Raw genomic sequence first — 22,500 nt, forward strand, 5'->3', positions numbered from 1 at the left:
GCCACACAAAGCCTGGATTACCGATGCAGAGTCGAAGAAATTTACACTGAATTGACCCGTCGCGCGGGTCAGCCGCGCGGTTGCGCTGCGGGGTATACACCCAGTACTTCGACATTGGTGGTGAAATGCTCCAACTCTTCCATCGCCAATTGCACGTTTTGATCATCGGGATGGCCTACGATATCTGCATAAAACTGTGTCGCGGTGAATGAGCCATCGACCATGTAGCTTTCCAGCTTGGTCATGTTGATGCCGTTGGTGGCAAACCCACCCAGCGCTTTATACAATGCGGCGGGAATGTTGCGCACCTGAAAGACAAAGCTGGTGATCATGCCATGTGGACCACGCCGGGATAAGTCCGTTTCCCGTGACATGATCAGAAAACGGGTGGTGTTGTTGTCTTGGTCCTCGATGTGACGGGCCAATACGTTCAGCCCGTAGATTTCACCTGCCAGTTCGCTGGCCAGCGCCGCGGACTGCAAATCACCCTGCTCTGAGACCTCGCGCGCGGCGCGGGCGTTATCGGGGCTAACTCGGCCGCGGATGTTGTGTTCTTTGAGAAAACCCGCGCATTGCGGCAGCAATACCAGATGCGAGTGTGCCTCGGTGATGTCAGCCAGGGTGGCACCTGGCACTGCCAGCAGATTGATATGCACGCGGACGAACGCCTCATCGATAATGTGAAGCCCGCTATGTGGCAGCAGACGGTGAATGTCGGCCACCCGCCCATAAGTCGTGTTTTCGACCGGCAGCATGGCAAGGTCCGCCTCGCCCGTCCGCACTGATTCGATCACATCTTCGAACGTGCGACAGGGCAGGGCTTCCATTTCGGGGCGCGCATTGCGGCAGGCCTCGTGGCTGTAGGCGCCGGGTTCTCCCTGAAATGCAATTCGTTTGGTCATGTGGTCGATTCCGTGCAAAAAGTTTTAGGGTTGGGCGTTTAGTCGCGGTGTCTATACCTTGCCTCTTGCAAGGGGAAGCCTTAGACACCCCAAAGACAGCTGAAATGGACAAGCGATCAATGTTCGACACGATGACAGTTACCAAGGCCGCAGCAGGCCTTTTTGGCACCTTCCTGGTCCTGCTTCTTTCAAAATGGGCAGCCGAAGTGCTTTACCATGCGGACGGCCATGGTGAGACGGCCTCTTACATCATCGAAACCGAAAGCGCAGGCGAAAGCGCTGATGCCGAAGAAGTCGTTTTCGAAGATTTGCTGGCCGCCGCTGATCCCGATAACGGCGCAAAGGTGTTCCGCAAGTGCACGGCCTGCCACAAGCTGGACGATGGCGCAAATGGCACGGGGCCATATTTGTACGCAGTGGTGGACCGTCCGGTTGCGTCCGCCAAAGGATTTACCGGCTACTCCGCCGCGATGCAGGCGCATGGCGGCAACTGGACCCCCGAAGCACTTGATGCATTCCTCGAGCGTCCAAGCTCTTACATTTCGGGTACATCCATGAGCTTTGCTGGCCTCAAAAAGCCTGAAGATCGCGCTGATCTGATTGCCTACTTGCAGACGATCGGCAACTGATCAAGTGATCAAGATGACCAAAATCAAAGCCGCTGCCCTGCGCAGCGGCTTTATTTTTGCCTCATGACATCTTCACAAAGTGTTCACGCAATCTAAACTTGAACCTGACAGCTCTGGTCATTTAGCTGGCGCGAACAAGGTATTGAAACAGGTGAAGCAGGGGATGAGCAACATGAAATCCAACAGAGTTTCTGTTCAAGCACGTGCAATGGATTTCAGTCGCTGGACATATGCGTTGGTCGTCGGTTTCTGGCTGGTTCTTCTGATGACTGTGCCGCTGTTTGCGGAAGAGAAGATTATAAAAAGCCACGGATTTTCAGAGTTTGGTGATCTGAAATATCCCGAAGGGTTTGCACATTTCGATTATGTGAATCCTGACGCGCCAAAGGGAGGCGAACTGTCTTATGCCGCGCAGGGCACATTCGACAGTTTCAACCCATTTACGCGGCAAGGCCGTGCTGGTGCGCGGTCGGCTGATCAGTACGAATCTCTGCTGGTCCCGTCTTATGACGAACCTGCGTCTTACTACGGGCTGCTGGCCGAAAGCCTGGAATATCCCGAAAGTCAGGAATGGGTCATTTTCAACATGCGCCCCGAGGCGCGGTTTTCTGACGGTACGCCAGTGACGGCCGAAGATGTGGTGTTTTCTCATAACCTGCTGCTGGATCAGGGGCTCAAGTCATATGCAGATGCGGTACGCAAGCGTATCCCCCGCGCCGAGGCGCTGGATGATCACCGGGTCAAGTTCTACTTTGCTCCGGATATTCCGCGCCGGGCATTGATCTCGCAGGTGGGTGGTACGCCGGTATTCTCGAAGGCGTGGTTCGAAGCGGACCCGGACAACCGGCGTTTGGACAAGTCGCGGCTCGAGCCGGGGATCGGATCGGCCCCGTACCTTTTGGACAGCTACGACATCAACCGGCGTATCGTGTACAAGCGGAACCCGGACTATTGGGGTGACGACATCAACGTGAATGTCGGCCGCAACAACTACGACAAGATCCGCATCGAATATTTCAGCGACTCCATTGCTGCGATGGAGGGGTTCAAGGCGGGCACATTCACCCTGCGGCAGGAAAACAACTCGAAAAGCTGGGCAACCGCGTATGATTTCCCCGCAATTGCCAACGGGTCCGTCATTCGGGTCGAGCTTGAGGACGGCAACGTCCCCACGGCCTCGGGGTTCATCATGAATTTGGACCGTCCTCAATTTCAGGATCCGCGTGTCCGCGAAGCGGTTCAGCTTGCCTATAACTTCGAATGGACCAATGAAAGCCTGCAATACGGGCTGTTTCAGCAACGCCATTCGTTCTGGGAAGGCACGCATCTTGAGGCCACTGGCCTGCCTGAAGGACGCGAGCTTGAAGTCCTGCAAAGCCTTGGCGATGCGGTGGACCCGGCTGTTTTGACTGAAGAACCGGTGATGGCGCATGCTTCCAGACCCGCGCGCCAGAATGACCGCCGTAATCTGCGCACGGCCATGGCCCTGTTGGATGAGGCCGGTTGGGTCGTCGGCGGCGACGGCATTCGCCGGAATGGCGAAGGCAAGGTTCTGTCCATTGAGTTTCTGTCGGATCAGCCCACGTTGGACCGGATTATCCAGCCCTTTGTCGACAACCTGCGCGCCATGGGGATTGATGCGATCTATAACCGTGTGGACAACGCCCAGTTCACGCTGCGTCGACGTGACCGGGACTTTGACATGATTGTTGGCGGATACCCAACATCGCTGCAACCTTCAACCGGCCTTTATCAGCAATTCGGGACCGAGGCTGCCTCGTATTCCGTATTCAACCCGTCAGGTGCGCATGGCCCGGACATTGAACCGCTGATCGACAATATTGTGGCTGCAACCGAAAGCGAGGAGTTGTACGCCAATGTCCGCGCCCTCGACCGTGTCTTGCGCGCCAAGCGGATCATGGTGCCAACCTGGTATCTGGGTAAATACTGGGTCGCTTATTGGGACATGTATGAATACCCCGAAAACCTGCCGCCTTATGCTTTGGGAGTCGAAGACCTGTGGTGGATCAACGCCGAGAAAGAAGCCGAGTTGAAATCCTCGGGCGCGTTGAGGTAATCCGCCCCCATGGGAGCATATATTCTAAGACGTCTGTTGCTGGTCATTCCAACCCTGCTGGGGATCATGATCGTCAACTTCACGCTGGTTCAATTCGTCCCCGGCGGTCCGATTGAACAGATCATCGCCCAAATGGAAGGGGGCGGTGACGTGTTTGAAGGCATCGCGGGCGGCGGCAGTGATATCGAACAACAAACCGGTGGCGCGAACGATCGTTATGTCGGTGCGCGTGGACTGCCGCCCGAGTTCATCGAAGAACTTGAAAGGGAATTTGGGTTCGACAAACCTCCGGTCGAGCGGTTCCTGGACATGATGGGCAATTACCTGACGCTGGATTTTGGTGAGAGCTATTTCCGCTCGATCAGCGTGATTGATCTGGTGCTTGAGAAGATGCCGGTGTCGATCTCGCTTGGTCTGTGGTCGACGCTGATCGCCTATCTGGTGTCGATTCCGCTGGGTATCCGCAAGGCGGTCCGGGACGGGTCGAGATTCGACACATGGACCAGCGGAACAATCATCGTGGCTTACGCGATCCCCGGCTTCTTGTTTGCGATTCTGTTGCTGGTGCTGTTTGCCGGTGGGTCGTATTATCAAATCTTCCCGTTGCGCGGACTGACCTCGGACGATTGGGACAGCCTCAGCCTGTTTGGCAAGATTTTCGACTATTTCTGGCACATCACCCTGCCGGTGATTGCCCTGACGATTTCGGCCTTTGCAACATTGACGCTGCTGACCAAGAACTCGTTTTTGGATGAAGTCAAAAAGCAATATGTCATGACGGCCCGCGCTAAAGGCTTAAGCGAAAGCAAGGTTCTGTATGGCCATGTCTTTCGCAACGCCATGCTGATCGTGATTGCCGGGTTCCCGGCCGTGTTCATCGGGGTTTTCTTCAGCGGGTCGATCATAATCGAGACCATCTTTTCGCTCGACGGTCTGGGTCGTTTGGGCTTTGAGGCCGCGGTGGCGCGGGACTATCCAGTGATCTTTGGCACTCTATTCATTTTTGGCTTGATGAGCCTTGTCGTCGGCATCATCAGCGACCTGATGTATGTGCTGGTCGACCCACGCATCGATTTCGAAAAACGGGAGGGGTAGATGACACTTTCCCCGCTCAACCAGCGCCGTTGGCGCAACTTCCGCCGCAATGGCAGGGCGTTTTGGTCGCTGATCATCTTCTCGGTTCTGTTTGGCCTGTCGCTTTTTGCCGAGTTCATCGCAAACGACAAACCAATCCTGGTAAAATATCGGGGTGAGTTTTTCACGCCGATCTTCAATTTCTATGCGGAAACTGAATTCGGTGGTGATTTCCAGACCGAAGCGATCTATCGCGACCCCGAAGTGCAGTGCCTGATCGACAGCGGTGGTCTTGAAGACTGTTTCGACGACCCCGAAGGCATTATTGACGAGATCAAGGCCGGTACGTTCCAAGCCGAAGGGTTTGAACGCGGCTGGGCCATCTGGCCACTGATCCCGTATTCCTTCAACACGAGCGTAGATCGGCCGGGCGCGGCACCATTGCCGCCCAACGGACAAAACCTGCTTGGGACGGATGATACAAAACGCGATGTTCTGGCGCGGGTGATCTATGGCTTCCGCCTGTCGATCCTTTTCACGCTGATGGTTACAGGCGTCGCCAGCCTGATCGGCATTTTCGCCGGGGCCATTCAGGGCTTTTTCGGCGGCTGGCTCGACCTGGTGTTCCAACGCATCATCGAAATCTGGTCGGCCACGCCATCGCTCTACGTCATCATCATTATGTTTGCCATTTTGGGGCGAAGTTTCTGGCTGTTGGTGGCCTTGTTGATCCTGTTCAGTTGGACCGGGCTGGTGAGTGTTGTCAGGGCCGAGTTCCTACGCGCCCGCAATCTTGAATATGTCCGTGCTGCGCGGGCTCTGGGCGTTGGGAATATGACCATCATGTTCCGCCACATGCTGCCCAACGCGATGGTTGCAACGCTGACTTTCATGCCTTTCATCGTGACGGGCACCATCGGGGGTCTCGCCTCGCTGGACTTTCTGGGTTTTGGTCTACCGTCCTCGGCCCCATCATTGGGCGAACTGACTTTGCAGGCAAAACAGAACCTGCAAGCGCCCTGGCTGGCCTTCACGGCTTTTTTCACCTTTGCCATCATGCTGTCGCTGCTGGTCTTCATCTTCGAAGGTGTCCGCGATGCGTTTGATCCGAGAAAGACCTTTTCATGAGCCTTTTGGATGTCAAAAACCTCAACGTCTCGTTTCGGCAGGACGGGCAGGTCAGCGCGGCGGTGAAAGGTGTTTCGTTTACTGTCGACCGGGGGGAGACGGTTGCCCTTGTGGGGGAATCCGGGTCGGGTAAATCGGTTACAGCCCTGTCGACAGTTTCCCTGTTGGGTGACAGCGCCATCGTCGAAGGTTCGGCCACATATGATGGCCACGAGATGATTGGCGCGTCCGAAGACAAGCTGATGGAAGTGCGCGGCAACGATATCAGCTTTATCTTCCAAGAGCCGATGACCTCTCTCAACCCGCTGCACACGATCCAAAAGCAGATGGCCGAGTCGCTAGCCCTGCACCAGGGTCTGACCGGTGACGCGGCGCGCGAAAGAATTGTCGAGCTGCTGACCAAGGTCGGCATCCGTGACCCCCGGGAGCGTTTGGACAGCTATCCGCACCAGCTTTCGGGCGGGCAGCGGCAGCGTGTGATGATTGCCATGGCGCTGGCTAACAAGCCTGATATTCTGATCGCCGATGAACCCACCACCGCGCTGGACGTTACGATTCAGGCGCAAATCTTGAACCTGCTGGCCGAGCTTCAAAAATCCGAAAACATGGGGATGCTGTTTATCACGCACGACCTGGGTATCGTGCGGCGTATCGCGGACCGGGTTTGCGTGATGAAGGATGGTGAGATTGTCGAAACCGGCGTGACGGCTGAGATTTTCAACAACCCGCAGCACCCCTACACCCGCAAACTGCTGGGCGCTGAACCTTCGGGTCATCCTGATCCCGTGGCATCGAACGCGGAAGAGATCGCGCGAACAGAAAACCTCAAGGTCTGGTTTCCGATCCAGCGTGGGTTTTTGAAACGGACTGTCGGTTACGTCAAAGCAGTAAATGATGCCACACTTAGCGTGCGTGCGGGCGAGACATTGGGAATCGTCGGCGAAAGCGGCTCTGGCAAGACAACTCTGGCGCTGGCGATCATGCGGTTGATCGCGTCAGAGGGCGGTATCACCTTCCGCGATCAGGACGTGCGACGGTGGTCCACTCGGGAACTGCGCCGCTTGCGCAAAGATATGCAAATCGTGTTTCAGGACCCGTTCGGCAGTCTCAGCCCGCGTATGACGTGCCAGCAGATCATTGCCGAAGGGTTGGCGATCCACAATGTCGACCCGCACCGCGCCCCGCGTGAATTGGTGGCCGAGGTGATGACCGAGGTTGGTCTGGACCCGGCGGCGATGGATCGCTATCCGCATGAGTTCTCGGGCGGGCAGCGTCAGCGTATCGCTATCGCACGCGCCATGGTATTGCGGCCCAAGCTGTTGGTTCTGGATGAACCGACCAGCGCACTGGACATGACAGTGCAGGTGCAGATTGTTGATCTGCTGCGCGATCTGCAACGGAAATACGGGCTGGCCTATTTGTTCATCAGCCACGATCTGAAAGTCGTGCGTGCCATGTCGCACAAGGTGATCGTCATGCGCAATGGCGACGTTATCGAAATGGGCGCGGCGGAGGATCTGTTTGAAAACGCCCAGACTGATTACACCCGCGAACTGATCGCGGCGGCGGGCTGAACGCAGCCCGCCGCATTCGGTCAGGCATTGGCGCTTTCACGCGTTGCGGTTTTCGGCACTGGCCCGCGCAGCTCTTCATAGTGATCAAAGCTCAGTTTAACCCAGCCGGTGCCGCGTGTGGCGCTGGCAAGGGTCCGGTGAAGCTCATCCTCGGCCACGGCGGGCAGTTGGGCATTAAAAATCTCCCAGCCTGAAGCGCTGGGGTTGCCCTCAAATCCCAGCACCTGCCCTTGCAGCGAACTGATCGTCGGAACGAGGTCCCCGACAAAATCCGAAGGCAGGTGGATTTCGGCGCTCAGAATCGGTTGCAGAACCACGGGTTTGGCTTGCGGCAAGGCTTCGCGCACGGCGTTTTTGCCGGCGGTCCGAAAGGCATAGTCTGAGCTGTCCACATTGTGGTGCTTACCGTCGCTGAGTGTCACCTTCACGTCGACCACGGGAAAGCCTTCCGGGCCTTGCGCCAGCGCGTCTTTGGCGCCGTGTTCGACCGACGGGATGTAATTCTTGGGTACCGCGCCGCCCTTGACGATTTCCTCGAACTGAAATCCCGATCCGCGTGGCATCGGCGCGACCGAAATCACCACGTCGGCAAATTGCCCCGCACCGCCGGATTGCTTGCGGTGGCGATGACGGTGTTCGACAGGTGCACGGATGGTTTCGCGATAGGCAGTTTCGACCGGATCGGCCAGTATCTCAATTCCGAAATCTTCGGCCAGTTTCGCGGTGACGCGGCGCATATGCTGCGGTCCCTGAGATCCCAATATGGCGTGTCCGCTCAGTTCATCCTGTGCCAAATGAAGTCCTGGGTCGATCTCGGCCAGACGTGTCAGCGCGTTGGACAGGCGCACGTCATCGCGTTCATGCGCTGGTGACACGATTTGTCGATGCGCGACCGGATGCGATGCGGCCCATTCAGGCAGCGGCGTCGAGGATGCGCTGTCATACAGATTCCCGGGGTTCAGGTGGTCGGACTTGACTGCAAGCCCGATTTGCCCGGCGGGCAGTTCGGCAATTTGCGTTTTTGCGTCCAGAGTGGTCAGGTTGCCGACGCTTTCTCCGCCAAGGTTTTCATGGGCTTTCACGCCCTCACCCAACCCGCGCAGAACGACGATCTTGCCGATGTGTTTTTTCACATCCGCGAACCCGGCGATGGCTCGGGCGTTTTCGGCGGCCTCATCGCGCCCGGCCGCAATGTCGAACTCCGGGGCTTCGTGCCGCAGCGCTTTCATCAGGCGGGTCAAGCCGTTACCGTGGCTGGCCGCGCCCAAGCAGGCAGGGATCAGTTGCTGGTTTTGCAAGACCTGCGCGGCCAGCTCATAGACTTCGGCGCTGGGGGGCCGCTTGTCTTCGATCAGTTGCTCTAACAGGTGGTCGTCGAAATCCGACAGGGTTTCCAGCAACTCGGTGCGGGCCTCCTGTTCGCGGTCTTCAACCGATTGCGGAAGCTCGATCAGGGCCGAGGGTTGCCCTTCCTGATATTTCCAGGCCCGTTCAGATATAAGATCGACCGCACCGATGATCACGTCATCTTCGCGGATCGGAACTTGTCGCAGGGCAATGTGATGGGAACAATAGGTCTGCAAGGCCGCGATGATGTCACGGATTCGCCCGTTGGGGTTGTCCATTCGGTTGATGAACAGAAAGCAGGGGATGCCCGCCTCTTCAACCAGGCGCAGATATGGGGCGCACAGGACTGCGGCGTTTGGATCGGGCGGAACAACAACCACTGCCGCGTCCGAGATCGCCATGGCCGGTCCGACATACGCCAGATTGTCGCCGCCGCCATCCACGTCAACGGCGCACCAAGGCTCTCCCAAGTAAGAAAAACCGTGCAAATGCACGGTTCCTGATACGTCGAATGTGGTGGGCCGGTCATCTAGGCGGCTGATGGCCTCGACCAGGGTTGTTTTGCCCGATTGGCTGGGGCCGAGGACGGTGAAAACGCGCATGGGTGCTGTCCCTCTTTCAAATTGCAGTTCGACTGCACGAAAGGGATAGCCATGCACGGATGCGCCAGCGCTTTGTCTGTTACTCGGCCTGCCTCAGACGCGGGCAAGATGGTCCGCCCACCCTGCAAGTGTGCGGATAACGGACCCACCGCGTCAAGCCCTGACATGCCGTGGTGTCAGATGGCTGAGCTGTGGCCGGCTTCGCTGAGATCATAAGAATCAAAGCTGCGGGCGATCATACGGGTCAGCGGGCGTGCCTCGGGCGGGATGAATAACCCGTCCTCGGTGATCCGCAGCAGCCCATCAAAGGCGGCGTTGGTCTTTTGGTACATGCGCTGCAACTCGGCCTCGGAAATGCTATGATCGCGTATGATTTCGGCGCTGTTGATTTGGAAGTCGCACATCAATGCCTCGATCAACCGGGCGCGCAGGATGTCTTGCCCTTTGAATACGTGCCCTCGCGCGGTCGAGAACTGCCCTTCGCGGATAGCCTTCGTATGCACCGATGTCGCTGGCGCATTCTGCGCATAGCCCTGCGGAAAGCGTGAGATCGAACTGGCCCCAACGCCGATCAGAACCTCGGCCTGATCATCGGTATAGCCCTGGAAGTTCCTCTTAAGTCGTCCCGCCTTAAGCGCATGGGTCAAGCCATCATCCTGCGATGCAAAATGGTCGATTCCAATTTCGGCGTAGTTGTCCCACAAAAACAGGCGGCGGGCAGTATCGAAGAGGTCCAGTCGCTGTTCGGGGGTCGGTAAGGTGTCTGACGGAATCAATTGTTGCCGTTTGGCCATCCATGGCACATGCGCATACCCGTACAACGCAACCCGGTCGGGGTTGAGAGATAGCAATTTTTGCACGCTTTCCGTCATGCGCGCCTTGGTCTGGTGCGGCAAGCCGTAAAGGATATCGGCGTTCAGGCTCGTGATCCCACGGGCGCGGATCATGTCAACAGCCTTGCGCGTGGTGTCATAGCTTTGGATGCGGCCGATGGTCTGTTGTATCTTATCGTCGAAGTCCTGGACCCCGATCGAGGCCCGGTTCATGCCGGCTTCGGCCAACGCGTCCAGACGGGGTTCGTCGATCTCGTTCGGATCAATTTCGACAGAGAACTCAGCATCCGGCCCCAGCGGCACCACGTCGAGGATACGGGTCGCAAGGTCGCGCATCAATTCCGGCATCAGCAGGGTTGGGGTACCACCGCCCCAGTGCAGTCGCGACAGCGTGATATCTTTTGGCAGGCGAGCGGCCAGCAGATCAAGTTCGGCCTTCAGTACGTCCACATAGGCAATTACAGGATTGTCGGTCTGGGTTCCCTGTGTCCGGCAGGCGCAGAACCAGCACAATCTGCGGCAAAACGGGACATGGATATACAGCGACACCTCACTTTCCGGTTTGATCCCGGAAATCCAGTCGCCAAACAAACCTGACCCCACGTCATTGCAGAAGTGGGGCGCAGTGGGGTAGCTTGTGTAACGCGGAACTTTCGCGTCAAATAGTCCAAGCTTTGCCAATTGTGGTTTCACTATCATGGCGATACCTATAAACGGTGACCCGCCAGCGAACTTTGACAGAGATCAAGTGGAAACGTTCATGACACCGATATTCAAAATCGACCATACGAATTGTCAGGACTGCCCCATCCGGCATCGTGCAGTGTGCGCGCATTGCGACGCAGATGAATTGGAAGAACTTGAAGAAGTTAAGTACTATCGGAGTTTCGAAGCCGGCCAAACGATCATCTGGTCAGGCGACCAAATGAACTTTGTGGGCTCTGTCGTGTCGGGAATCGCTTCGTTGACACAGACGATGGAAGACGGACGCACTCAGATGGTGGGTCTTTTGTTGCCGAGCGATTTCGTCGGGAGACCGGGGCGTGAAATCGCGCCCTACGACGTTCAGGCGACAACCGACCTGGTCATGTGCTGCTTTCGCAAAAAACCGTTTGAAGAACTGATGGGCACGACGCCGCATATCGCGCATCGCCTGTTGCAGATGACGTTGGATGAGCTGGACGCAGCCCGCGAATGGATGCTGGTGCTGGGCCGAAAAACCGCGCGTGAGAAAATCGCCAGCCTGCTGTCGATCATCGCGCGGCGCGATGCGTCAATCAGCCAAGAGGGTAACACTGGCCCGATCGTGTTTGACTTGCCGCTGACGCGCGAAGCCATGGCGGATTATCTTGGCCTGACGTTGGAAACGGTCAGCCGTCAGATATCGGCTCTGAAAAAAGATCAGGTTATTTCGTTGCAAGGTAAACGGCACGTCACGATCCCGGATATGGGACGCCTGTTGGAAGAGGCTGGCGACGACTCGGACGGCGGGTTCCTGGTCTAACGCGGTTGGGGCGTGACGGGGTCCGCCCGAAGTGCTTAACTGGACTCAAGTGAAGACCACCTCAGGAGCAGGTCATGCAATTCACCAGTATATTGGCGATGCTGGTCGTCGGTGCAGTCGCCGGTTGGTTGTCGGGTAAGATCATGGAAGGCCGAGGCTTCGGCCTGATTGGCAACATTATCGTAGGTGTCGTGGGCGCTTTTCTTGCCGGGCTGATTTTCCCTGCACTGGGCTTCGCAGTTGGCGGTGGAGTTTTCTCATCCATATTTTTCGCCACCATCGGGGCGATCATATTGCTGTTCTTGATCGGATTGGTACGGAAGTAAAACCGCCCCCCGTTGGGGCGGTTTTGTGCTGACTGAACTAGTGGGCCAGGAAAACCGGCACCGGGGATTGTTCCAGCATGTTCCGCGTCGCGCCGCCCAGAATGGCTTCGCGAAAGCGCGAATGCCCATAGGCACCCATGACGATCATATCAGCCTCGGTGTCTGTCGCATGTCGATTCAGGATGTCTGAAACACGGGCCATGGTCTTGCTCAAAACATCAATCTCGCACTTAACGCCGTGGCGGGCCAGCATCTGCGACAGCATACCGCCCGGGTCCGACCGGTCAGGTCCGTGGCGCGGCGGGTCGATCACAACGATGCGCACCAGATCAGCCTGAACCAGGAACGGTAAAGCACGGCGGATGGCCCGCATCGCCTCGACGCTTTCGTTCCAGCCAAGCAGGATGGTACCGGGGCGTTCAAACGGGGTCGCGTCATCCGGAGTGACCAGAACCGGCGCGTGCCCTTCAAACATAGCGGCTTCGATGATGGACTCTGCTTCGGCACCACGGTCTTCGCCATAAGGCTGCGGCAAGATGACAAGATCCGAGAACCGTGCACGGTGCGCTACGTGGCGACCGATATCCGCGATCTGGGCAACGCCACTTTCGGCGGACCACCGTGCCCCGGTCTTGCCCAGATATTCCTTCGCGTAGGTCAAGATTTCTTCGGCCTCGGCGCTTGCGCGGCTAAGCGTCTCTTGCAAAATCAGGGCATTTGCCCCTGCGTAGTAGTACCCGGTCTGGCTGCGGTCGACACCCAGGCAAAGGGCCTCAGCATGTGCATCCTGTGCGCCTGCCAAAGCCACCATCTGCGCCAGCGCTGATCTGCTTTGCTTTGCGTCTGTCATGACTGTGAGAAGAGATTTGTACGCCATTTTGACCTCGTGCCTTTAACGCGTGTCCTGCTGCGGCCCGATGCCTCAGCCGCTGGTCTACGATTGTCATAGAAATCAGAGTACTGTCTTGACACAGATCAAAGCGAGTCTGGCATCTGTCGGACAAAACAACAGCTAGTCAAAAAGGTCCTGCGACACATAAAGAATCACGTGGGGCATGGCAAAGGGACGCAATATGTCAAATTATATCAAGCTGATCGTGCTTGGTCTGGTCGTGATTTTTGCCGCGATCGGATCTAATTACGCACGCGATTTGGCGTATCAGGTGCATGCAATTCTGGTGATGCTAATCGCCGGTGGTTTGTTCATCTGGACGCTTCGAAACACCGACGAGCCAGATATTCTCGTAGACCGCTCGGGTGAATATATGGATGACGTGATCCGCTATGGCGTGATCGCAACCGCATTCTGGGGCGTGGTCGGGTTCCTCGCAGGAACCTTCATTGCGTTTCAGCTTGCCTTTCCGGTTTTGAACTTTGAATGGGCTCAGGGTTACCTGAACTTTGGCCGTCTGCGCCCGCTGCACACCTCGGCAGTGATTTTTGCATTTGGCGGTAACGCCCTGATCGCAACTTCGTTCTATGTGGTGCAGCGCACCAGTGCCGCGCGGTTGTGGGGCGGAAACCTAGCGTGGTTCGTGTTCTGGGGCTATCAGCTGTTCATCGTACTGGCTGCGACCGGCTATGTTCTGGGTGGCACGCAGTCCAAGGAATATGCAGAACCCGAATGGTACGTTGACCTGTGGCTGACTGTAGTCTGGGTGGCATACCTCGCCGTGTTCCTGGGAACGATCGTCAAGCGGAAAGAGCCGCACATTTATGTAGCCAACTGGTTCTATCTGGCGTTCATCGTCACCGTCGCGATGCTGCACCTGGTCAACAATATGACCATTCCGGTCAGTATCTGGGGGTCCAAGTCGGTCATCGTCTGGTCGGGCGTACAGGATGCCATGATCCAGTGGTGGTATGGCCACAACGCTGTGGGCTTCTTCCTGACCGCGGGCTTCCTGGGCATGATGTACTACTTCATTCCGAAACAGGCCGAGCGTCCGGTCTTTTCGTACAAGCTGTCGATCATCCACTTCTGGGCGCTGATCTTCCTGTATATCTGGGCTGGTCCGCACCACCTGCACTATACCGCGTTGCCTGACTGGGCCTCCACACTGGGTATGGTCTTCTCGATCGTGCTGTGGATGCCGTCCTGGGGTGGTATGATCAATGGTCTGATGACCCTGTCCGGTGCTTGGGACAAGTTGCGTACGGACCCGGTGATCCGGATGATGGTGATCTCGGTCGGCTTCTACGGCATGTCCACCTTCGAAGGCCCGATGATGTCGATCCGTGCAGTGAACAGCCTGTCACATTATACCGACTGGACCATTGGTCACGTGCATTCAGGCGCGCTGGGCTGGAACGGTATGATCACCTTTGGCGCGCTGTACTTCCTGGTACCTGTCCTGTGGAAGCGTGAGCGTCTGTACTCGCTGCAAATGGTCAGCTGGCACTTCTGGCTCGCCACTATCGGCATCGTGCTGTACGCGGCGTCGATGTGGGTCACCGGTATCATGGAAGGTCTGATGTGGCGTGAAGTGGATGCCAACGGTTTCCTCGTGAACTCGTTCGCCGACACCGTGGCTGCCAAATTCCCGATGTACGTGGTGCGTGCTCTGGGTGGCGTGCTCTTCGTCGCTGGATCGCTGATCATGTGCTACAACCTGTGGATGACTGTACGGAGAGCGCCGGCCAAAGAGGCCAGCCTGACCGTCGCGGTCCCGGCTGAATAAGGAGGGCCGGAGCAATGGCAATTCTCGACAAACATAAAATCCTCGAGACCAACGCGACCCTCCTGCTGATCTTCAGCTTTCTGGTCGTGACCATCGGTGGCATCGTTCAGATCACCCCGCTGTTCTACCTTGAGAACACCATCGAAGAAGTGGAGGGCATGCGCCCCTACACGCCTTTGGAAATGGCGGGCCGTGAAATCTATCTGCGCGAAGGCTGCTATGTCTGCCATAGCCAGATGATCCGCCCGATGCGGGACGAGGTTGAGCGTTATGGCCACTACTCGCTGGCGGCTGAGTCGATGTATGACCATCCGTTCCAGTGGGGGTCCAAGCGTACCGGGCCTGACCTGGCCCGTGTTGGTGGCCGATACTCGGACGACTGGCACGTACGGCATCTGCGCGATGCGCAGTCCGTTGTCCCGGAATCGGTTATGCCGAAATACGGCTTCCTCGAAACGCGAAAGCTGGAGGATAGGTATATCGGCGACATCATGGCGGCAAATGCGATGGTCGGAACGCCTTATTCCGAGGAAATGCTGGAAAATGCTGTGGCTGACCTGCGCGCTCAGGCTGATCCCGACAGTGACTATGATGGTCTGCTTGAGCGCTATGGTGAGAATGTCAACGTGCGCAACTTCGACGGTCAATCAGATTTGACCGAGGCTGACGCGTTGATCGCCTATCTGCAAATGCTGGGCACGCTGGTTGATTTCTCGACCTTCACCCCGGACGCAAATCGCTGACAGGGGGGTGTGATGGAAGAATATACCCTTCTACGTCAATTTGCGGACAGCTGGATGTTGCTTGTGTTGTTCCTCTTCTTTGTTGGCATCGTCATCTGGGTTTTTCGCCCCGGTGCCAGCAAGGAATACAAGGACACGGCCAATATCCCGTTCCGGCACGCAGACGCGCCTGCTTCGCCGCAGGATCAAGATAAAGCCACGCCCGTGAAGGGCGACAAACCCGCCGAGTCCAAGGAGGCGAGGAAATGAGCAAGACACCTGAAAAACAGCCGGGTGACCCAAACACAACGGGTCACAGCTGGGACGGTATCGAAGAATTTGATAACCCGATGCCCCGTTGGTGGCTATGGACCTTCTACGCCACCATTATTTGGGGTGTGATCTACACGATCATGTATCCCGCGTGGCCATTGGTTCAGTCCGCAACGGCTGGTGTAACCGGCTGGTCGTCCCGTGCGGAAGTCCAGGAAGAACTGGTTGCCTTCCAGGAAGCTAACGCGCCGTGGAACGTGCGGCTGGTCGAGACCCCGCTCGAGGAAATCTCGGCCGATCCCGAATTGCAGCAATACGCGGTAAACGCAGGCAGCGCGGTATTTCGCACCTGGTGCGCACAGTGCCACGGTTCGGGTGCTCAAGGTGCCACAGGTTTCCCGAACCTGCTGGATGACGCATGGCTGTGGGGCGGGACGCTGGAAGATATCGAGTATACCATCGCCTATGGTATCCGGAACGAGGAAAGCGACGACGCACGCTACTCCGAAATGCCAGCCTTTGGCGAAATCCTCGAAAATGAAGAGATCACCCAGGTTGTTCAGTACGTGATGTCTTTGTCCAATGCGCAAACTGATGACGCAGCGGCGCAGGCGGGTCAGGTTGTTTTTGAAGACAACTGTTCGGCCTGCCACGGCGAAGACGGTAAAGGCGACGTTTTCCAAGGCGCACCGAACCTGACCGACGCTATCTGGCTATATGGTGGCAGCGAAGAGGCGCTGACCGAAACGGTCACGTATAGCCGCTTTGGCGTCATGCCTCCGTGGGAAAACCGCCTGACCGACGCGCAAATCCGCGCGGTCACGGCCTATGTCCACCAGTTGGGTGGCGGCCAGTAGCGGTAAAAGAAAACCTTCGGACGGTTCGCCGCCCGAAGGCCAAGGTACCGGCTGTTCTATCTGTTCGCGCGTTTCCTGAACAGCCGGTACCATTAACCTGCACCAATAGCCTGTTCGGGCCAGCGTTAGAAGCCTCGTTACCTGAAACGGGAAAATGTGACGCGCTTTGTCTTTTTCCAAAAATGATGCCTGGGTTTTTCTTTTCGGCTCTGGGGTGGATTATGCCCATCCGTTCGGGTGGCGATTCTAAATGAATGCGCAAGGATCGATAGCATCCGATCTCTCCTGTTAATGGTTTCGCATGCCTTCAGGATTGATCCTTCGGTAAGAAAATGCGACTCAATTACCATTCTATCATGTAACTGGAGCTTACATATGGATTGGATAAAGATGCCGCCGCTTGCGTCGCTGAAGACCTTCCACGCTTTTGCGGAAACGGGGAATGTGGTGCAGGCGGGGGCATTGCTGAATGTCAGCCACGCTGCCATTAGCCAACAGTTGCGCGCGTTGGAAAAACACCTTGGTGCTGCGCTTTTGGACCGAAGCGGTAAGTCCATGACGCTGACCGCCGATGGCGAGAAACTGGCCCGTGCCCTGCATCTTGGGTTTGGCGCCATCTCGGACGCCGTGGCCGATCTTTTGCATATTACCCAAGATCGTCCAGTTCACGTTTCGCTCACCCCGTCGTTTGCTGCGTCGTGGTTGATGCCACGTCTTCCGGCGTTTCAGTCAGAATATCCCGATGTTCCCTTGGCGCTTGATCCTACACCCGCGCTTGTCAGCCTGCGTCCGGGTGGCGTTGATGTCGCGATTCGCTACGGGGAAGGGGATTGGCCGGGTTTGAACTCGGAATTGCTGCTCCAAAGTCCAATGGTGATCGTCGCTGCGCCCGCATTGCTTAAGGGTCGGACGTCAATGACACCAGACGAGTTGAGCCAACTGCCCTGGCTTGAGGAACTTGGGACAACCGAAGCAACCACTTGGCTGGCACAGCAAGGTGTCGAACACGGCCCTCGTGCGGGTCGCATCGCGTTGCCGGGCAATCTGTTGCTTGAAGCCTTACGCGCCGGTCAGGGGGTGACTGTCACGGCGCGACATTTTGTCGAGGCCGATATCAAGGCAGGGCGGGTTGTTGAACTTTTTCACGAGCCCAGCCGGCGTGGATACCATATAGTCACTGCAGATGCGCCTTTGCACCCGGCAGTTAAGGCGTTTGTCGGCTGGATCAGAAGGCAAGCCAGCCAGATGTGACAAAAGGTGTCTGTGCGATGCGCTTTTGACACATGTCAAAGTGAGTGCCTGTATGATCTGAGACAAGACGCAGAAAATAGCCACATCTGGAGCCAGCTCGTGAGCGATTCCGACCCCGCCCCCAGCCTTTATGCCGCTAGGGAGCCGATCTTTCCCCGACGTGTATCCGGGCCGTTTAGAAACCTGAAATGGATCATTCTCGCGGTTACACTGGGTATCTACTATGTAACGCCTTGGATCAGATGGGACCGTGGGCCAAGCCTGCCGGACCAGGCTGTGCTGCTGGATCTGGCGAACCGGCGGTTTTATTTTTTCTGGATCGAGATCTGGCCGCATGAGTTCTATTTCGTTGCAGGCCTGCTGATCATGGCAGGACTGGGCCTGTTCCTTTTCACCTCGGCGCTGGGTCGTGTGTGGTGCGGATATGCCTGCCCACAGACGGTTTGGACAGATTTGTTCATCTTGGTCGAGCGCTGGATCGAAGGGGATCGCAACGCAAGATTGCGTCTTCATCGACAGGAAAAGATGGATATTCGCAAGGCGCGACTTCGGATTACGAAATGGACAGCCTGGCTGTTGATCGGTTTGGCGACCGGTGGTGCATGGGTGTTCTATTTTGCTGATGCGCCGACGCTGCTACGTGATCTTGTTACCGGAAACGCACATCCGGTTGCTTACACGACCATTCTGATCCTGACCGGAACAACCTTTCTGTTTGGTGGGTTCGCCCGTGAACAGATTTGTATCTACGCGTGCCCTTGGCCGCGTATTCAGGCCGCTATGATGGATGAAGACACTCTGGTCGTCGGCTATCGAGAATGGCGCGGAGAGCCTCGGGGCAAGGGCAAGCGCACCGCCGATTCCGAATTGGGTGACTGCATTGATTGCATGGCTTGCGTGAATGTCTGCCCGGTGGGCATCGATATTCGCGATGGTCAACAGCTTGAGTGCATAACCTGCGCCCTTTGCATCGACGCTTGCGATGACATGATGGCCAAGATCGGAAAGCCACGCGGCCTTATCGACTACATGGCGCTGAGCGATGAGGGCAGGGAACGGGCAGGACAGCCACCAAAAAGCGTCTGGAAACACATCCTGCGGCCCCGCACGATCATGTACACGGCCCTTTGGTCAGCGGTTGGGTTTGCGTTGCTGTTTGCATTGTTTATCCGCTCGGATATCGATCTGACAGTTGCACCTGTACGTAACCCAACCTTTGTTACGATGTCCGACGGTACCATCCGCAACACGTACGATGTGCGGCTGCGTAACAAGCACGGTGAGGATCGCCTGTTCAAATTGTCGCTGACCGGAGACCCGGCAATGCGGATAGTGATCGAAGGCACAGACCTTGATACAGTCAACGTGACGGCGGATACGTCGCAGCTGCAACGTGTGTACATAATTGCCAGAAAAGACACGGATCCTGCTGCGGCAGACACCACTCCGGTCCGTATCTGGGTCGAAGACCTGCAAAGTGGAGAACGCGCCTACAAGGATACTTCTTTCAACGGACGAGGAAACTAGGATGGCTGAGCGACAATTCACTGGAAAGCACGCCCTGGCGGTGTTCGTTGCCGCCTTTGGCATAATCATCACGGTTAATCTTTTGTTGGCCTATAACGCCGTCAAAACCTTTCCGGGGCTGGAGGTCAAGAACTCGTATGTCGCCAGTCAGGAATTCAATGATCGCTTGCAAGAGCACAAAGCACTGGGCTGGGAGATTCGCGCAGAATTATCAGGCGGTTTGTTGGTTTTGCACATCACCGACAAAGCGGGTGCTCCGGTCGAAGTGGCCGAGCTTCAGGCTGTGGTCGGGCGTGCGACCCACGTGAAAGACGATTTTTCCCCGGACTTTATCTTTGACGGTCAGGCTTATTCGACCCCTGCGTCATTGGGGCGGGGAAACTGGAATATCCGTTTGGTTGCGAAAGACCATGATGGGGCCGAGTTCGCGCAGCGTGTGCCGCTGTTTGTGAAAGGGTGAATATATGACGGCACAGGTGACCTCTGGTACCGCGGCCTGTCCGGGCTGTATTGCAAACCCGGCAGAGCCAGCCCGACCCATCCCAAAGGATGTGCAGATTGCCTTGTCGTTGCCGAGCATCCATTGCTCGGCCTGTATTTCCAAGGTTGAACGCGAATTGAATGCACATCCCGGTGTCGAGGACGCGCGGGTCAATCTGACGCTAAAGCGCGCCATGATCAAAGCCGCGCCTGATCTGCGGGCCGTCGATCTGATCCCTGTACTGGAGAAAGCAGGGTATGAAGCGCACGAACTGGACCCCGGTGCCCTGTCCGCCACGCAAACAGACAAGGCCGGGCGTGATTTGTTGATGCGGCTGGCCGTGGCCGGGTTTGCCTCGATGAATGTGATGCTGCTTTCGGTTTCGGTCTGGTCGGGGGCTACAGACGCCACGCGCGACTTGTTTCACTGGATTTCTGCAGCGATCGCATTGCCTGCAATTGCATTTTCCGCCCAGCCCTTTTTTGTCAACGCCTGGAGCGCCCTGCGCGTCAGGCGCCTGAACATGGACGTGCCGATTGTTCTGGCCATCGTGTTGGCTTTGGTTACGTCGCTGTGGGAAACCGCGCTCAGCGGCAAGCACGCTTATTTCGATGCGGCCCTGACGCTGACGTTTTTTTTGTTGGCAGGTCGGTATCTGGACTATCGCACACGTGCCGCGGCCCGGTCTGCCGCCGAAGAACTGACGGCGCTTGAGGTCCCGCGCGCCACTCGGCTGGTGGATGGCGTCGAAGAGGAGGTCGCGGTTGCCTCGCTTGGGGTTGGTGATCTTGTCCTTGTCCGCCCCGGTGGCCGTATGCCAGTGGACGGTGAAATCGTCTCGGGCCAGTCAGAGCTTGACCGCTCGTTGCTAACCGGGGAAACGCTGCCCGTGTTTGCCGAGGCGGGTCTGAACGTGAGCGCGGGCGAGGTCAACCTGACCGGCCCTCTGACCATTCGGGCGACCGCAGTGGGCGAGGATACCTCGCTCCACCGTATGGCCGATCTGGTGGCAATCGCTGAATCGGGGCGGTCGCGTTATACCTCGCTGGCGGATAAGGCAGCCAAGCTTTACGCACCCGGCGTTCACATCCTGTCTGCGCTCAGCTTTGTGGGCTGGTATCTTTATTCCGGCGATATTCGCACTGCCTTGAACATCGCTGCTGCCGTGCTGATCATTACATGCCCTTGTGCGCTTGGTTTGGCGGTGCCTGCGGTGACGACTGCTGCGTCCGGCCGTCTGTTCCGCAAGGGGATGCTGATTAAACATGCCACCGCTCTGGAGCGTCTGGCCGAGGTCGATACGGTTGTGTTTGACAAGACCGGTACACTGACTTCGGGCACACCTGAATTGACCAACCTTGGCGATCACGCGCGTACTGATCTTGAGATTGCCCTGGCATTGGCCGAGGCATCGTCTCACCCGTTGTCGGTTTCGCTGGCCAAGTCGGCGCGGGGTGCCGGTATCACGCCCGCGAGCGTTAAGGATACCGTGGAGGTGCCGGGTTTTGGCACCGAGGGCCTCTTCCGCGGTCAGCGGGTGCGTCTGGGCAGGGCTGAATGGGCTGGCGCGCAAGATGGCGATCAAACCGCGGCGTGGTTGTCGGTTGCCGGACGAGCGCCAGTCGCCTTTTTGTTCTCGGACAGCCTGCGCGCCGGTGCAGCCGAGGCTGTAGAGGCGTTCCAGGAGGCTGGCAAAGATGTCATTCTCATCTCCGGTGACACGCAAGGCGCTGTTCAGGCGCTGGCCGGGAAACTGGGGATTGAAAACTGGATCGCGCAGGCGCTGCCGCAGGATAAGGCCGCCCGAGTACAGGACCTGAGCAACCAGGGGCGTCGTGTTCTGATGGTCGGCGATGGGCTGAACGACACCGCTGCGCTGGCAGCGGCGCATGTGTCGATCTCGCCGGCTTCGGCACTTGATGCGGCACGGGTGGCGTCGGATATCGTGTTGCTGGGCAACAACCTGTCCCCGATAGCGGATGCCTGCGACACTGCCGAAAAAGCGACAAAGCGGATTCGTGAGAACTTTCGCATTGCCACCGTTTATAATATCATTGCTGTGCCGTTGGCCGTGGCCGGTTTGGCCACACCGCTGATTGCGGCTCTGGCGATGTCGACTTCGTCCATCACCGTGTCTCTGAATGCCCTGCGTCTGAGGTAGCTGATATGGAAGTTCTGGCTTATCTGATACCGATTTCCCTGTTTTTAGGCGGGGTTGGCCTTGTGGCTTTTGTCTACACGGTCCGCTCGAACCAGTATGATGATCCCGAAGGCGACGCACAGCGTATCCTCAGCGATGAATGGGACGACAAGCCCAAGCCCTGACAACCCTTGAAATCGCCGCATTGCCCGGCTATGTCCAGCGCATCCGCTAGCAGAGAGAACCAAGCCAAATGGCCACCATGAATCCGATCCAGTTCATACAGCAAGTCCGTGCCGAAGTTGCAAAGGTCGTCTGGCCGACCCGGCGTGAGGTGCTGCTGACCACGGTCATGGTGTTCATCATGGCAGCGCTGACGGCCGTATTCTTTGCGCTGGTTGATCTGGGCATTCGTGGCGGGCTGCAATTGATCCTTGGCATATTCGGATAGGACCGTTCGGGCGCAGCGGAAACGCGACTGCCCCCTTGCACAGCCAGCAATGTCAGAGTAGGTGACGGTACTATTCGGAATGGGCGTGCGGAGATTCGGGCTGCGCGCCGCTTTTTATTCC

21 protein-coding genes are annotated in these 22,500 nt (G+C 57.2%); 17 read left to right on the forward strand and 4 right to left on the reverse strand.

What is annotated here, in order from left to right:
- Positions 1–68: 68 nt before the first annotated feature.
- Positions 69–902 (reverse strand): prephenate dehydratase, encoded by an 834-nt coding sequence (locus ACXAET_RS15225; protein ID WP_475186903.1) that lies wholly within the window; start codon positions 900–902, stop codon positions 69–71.
- A 119-nt stretch (positions 903–1,021) separates the two neighbouring features.
- On the opposite strand from ACXAET_RS15225, the gene ACXAET_RS15230 reads away from it, so the two are divergent.
- The 5 genes from ACXAET_RS15230 (at position 1,022) to ACXAET_RS15250 (ending at position 7,384) form a co-directional block, all read left to right on the forward strand.
- Positions 1,022–1,531: a c-type cytochrome gene (locus ACXAET_RS15230; RefSeq protein ID WP_475187233.1), complete on the forward strand. Its 510-nt coding sequence runs from the start codon at positions 1,022–1,024 to the stop codon at positions 1,529–1,531.
- A 172-nt stretch (positions 1,532–1,703) separates the two neighbouring features.
- On the forward strand, positions 1,704–3,608 hold the full coding sequence (locus tag ACXAET_RS15235; protein ID WP_475186908.1) for an extracellular solute-binding protein: 1,905 nt from the start codon (positions 1,704–1,706) through the stop codon (positions 3,606–3,608).
- Between the two features lie 9 nt (positions 3,609–3,617).
- Complete coding sequence (locus ACXAET_RS15240; RefSeq protein ID WP_475186912.1) at positions 3,618–4,703, forward strand: microcin C ABC transporter permease YejB; 1,086 nt, start codon at positions 3,618–3,620, stop codon at positions 4,701–4,703.
- On the forward strand, positions 4,704–5,810 hold the full coding sequence (locus ACXAET_RS15245) for an ABC transporter permease (protein WP_475186914.1): 1,107 nt from the start codon (positions 4,704–4,706) through the stop codon (positions 5,808–5,810).
- Positions 5,807–7,384, forward strand: a complete 1,578-nt coding sequence (locus ACXAET_RS15250) for an ABC transporter ATP-binding protein (RefSeq protein WP_475186918.1) — start codon at positions 5,807–5,809, stop codon at positions 7,382–7,384. The genes ACXAET_RS15245 and ACXAET_RS15250 overlap by 4 nt, the downstream gene beginning before the upstream one ends.
- 20 nt (positions 7,385–7,404) lie before the next feature.
- On the opposite strand, the gene ACXAET_RS15255 is transcribed toward ACXAET_RS15250, so the two are convergent.
- Both ACXAET_RS15255 and hemN read right to left on the reverse strand, forming a co-directional pair.
- The gene (locus ACXAET_RS15255) at positions 7,405–9,333 is read right to left on the reverse strand and encodes an elongation factor G (RefSeq protein WP_475186920.1); all 1,929 of its coding nucleotides are present in this window, start codon (positions 9,331–9,333) and stop codon (positions 7,405–7,407) included.
- 176 nt (positions 9,334–9,509) lie between these two features.
- Positions 9,510–10,865, reverse strand: a complete 1,356-nt coding sequence (gene hemN / locus ACXAET_RS15260; RefSeq protein WP_475186923.1) for an oxygen-independent coproporphyrinogen III oxidase — start codon at positions 10,863–10,865, stop codon at positions 9,510–9,512.
- Positions 10,866–10,926: 61 nt separating this feature from the next.
- Here hemN and fnrL point away from each other — a divergent pair, with 61 nt between their 5' ends.
- Both fnrL and ACXAET_RS15270 read left to right on the forward strand, forming a co-directional pair.
- Positions 10,927–11,670: a transcriptional regulator FnrL gene (gene fnrL, locus ACXAET_RS15265; protein ID WP_475186925.1), complete on the forward strand. Its 744-nt coding sequence runs from the start codon at positions 10,927–10,929 to the stop codon at positions 11,668–11,670.
- A gap of 74 nt (positions 11,671–11,744) precedes the next feature.
- Entirely contained in the window at positions 11,745–11,996 is a 252-nt protein-coding gene (locus ACXAET_RS15270) for a GlsB/YeaQ/YmgE family stress response membrane protein (protein WP_475186928.1), read from the forward strand.
- A 37-nt stretch (positions 11,997–12,033) separates the two neighbouring features.
- Here the strand turns inward: ACXAET_RS15270 and ACXAET_RS15275 are convergent, their stop codons facing one another.
- Positions 12,034–12,873: a universal stress protein gene (locus ACXAET_RS15275; protein WP_475186931.1), complete on the reverse strand. Its 840-nt coding sequence runs from the start codon at positions 12,871–12,873 to the stop codon at positions 12,034–12,036.
- Positions 12,874–13,069: 196 nt separating this feature from the next.
- On the opposite strand from ACXAET_RS15275, the gene ccoN reads away from it, so the two are divergent.
- The 10 genes from ccoN to secE all read left to right on the forward strand — a co-directional run bounded on the left by ccoN (position 13,070) and on the right by secE (position 22,379).
- Positions 13,070–14,677: a cytochrome-c oxidase, cbb3-type subunit I gene (ccoN, locus tag ACXAET_RS15280; RefSeq protein WP_475186934.1), complete on the forward strand. Its 1,608-nt coding sequence runs from the start codon at positions 13,070–13,072 to the stop codon at positions 14,675–14,677.
- A gap of 14 nt (positions 14,678–14,691) precedes the next feature.
- Complete coding sequence (gene ccoO / locus ACXAET_RS15285; RefSeq protein ID WP_475186937.1) at positions 14,692–15,420, forward strand: cytochrome-c oxidase, cbb3-type subunit II; 729 nt, start codon at positions 14,692–14,694, stop codon at positions 15,418–15,420.
- 12 nt (positions 15,421–15,432) lie between these two features.
- Complete coding sequence (locus ACXAET_RS15290) at positions 15,433–15,669, forward strand: cbb3-type cytochrome c oxidase subunit 3 (RefSeq protein WP_475186943.1); 237 nt, start codon at positions 15,433–15,435, stop codon at positions 15,667–15,669.
- Positions 15,666–16,529 carry a cytochrome-c oxidase, cbb3-type subunit III gene (ccoP, locus tag ACXAET_RS15295; protein WP_475186946.1) on the forward strand — a complete coding sequence of 288 codons (864 nt, stop codon included), beginning with the start codon at positions 15,666–15,668 and terminating at the stop codon, positions 16,527–16,529. Before ACXAET_RS15290 ends, ccoP begins: the two co-directional genes overlap by 4 nt.
- A gap of 375 nt (positions 16,530–16,904) precedes the next feature.
- The gene (locus ACXAET_RS15300; RefSeq protein WP_475186949.1) at positions 16,905–17,780 is read left to right on the forward strand and encodes a LysR family transcriptional regulator; all 876 of its coding nucleotides are present in this window, start codon (positions 16,905–16,907) and stop codon (positions 17,778–17,780) included.
- Positions 17,781–17,879: 99 nt separating this feature from the next.
- Positions 17,880–19,307 (forward strand): cytochrome c oxidase accessory protein CcoG, encoded by a 1,428-nt coding sequence (ccoG, locus tag ACXAET_RS15305; RefSeq protein WP_475186952.1) that lies wholly within the window; start codon positions 17,880–17,882, stop codon positions 19,305–19,307.
- 1 nt (position 19,308) lies between these two features.
- Entirely contained in the window at positions 19,309–19,767 is a 459-nt protein-coding gene (locus tag ACXAET_RS15310; protein ID WP_475186955.1) for a FixH family protein, read from the forward strand.
- A 4-nt stretch (positions 19,768–19,771) separates the two neighbouring features.
- Positions 19,772–21,949: a heavy metal translocating P-type ATPase gene (locus tag ACXAET_RS15315; RefSeq protein ID WP_475186960.1), complete on the forward strand. Its 2,178-nt coding sequence runs from the start codon at positions 19,772–19,774 to the stop codon at positions 21,947–21,949.
- 5 nt (positions 21,950–21,954) lie between these two features.
- Positions 21,955–22,113, forward strand: coding sequence for a cbb3-type cytochrome oxidase assembly protein CcoS (gene ccoS, locus ACXAET_RS15320; protein WP_068337263.1), 159 nt, complete (start codon positions 21,955–21,957; stop codon positions 22,111–22,113).
- A gap of 68 nt (positions 22,114–22,181) precedes the next feature.
- Complete coding sequence (secE, locus tag ACXAET_RS15325; protein ID WP_068337265.1) at positions 22,182–22,379, forward strand: preprotein translocase subunit SecE; 198 nt, start codon at positions 22,182–22,184, stop codon at positions 22,377–22,379.
- The last annotated feature ends 121 nt before the right edge of the window (positions 22,380–22,500 follow it).

The organism is Ruegeria sp. AWH4_226 (assembly GCF_056159225.1).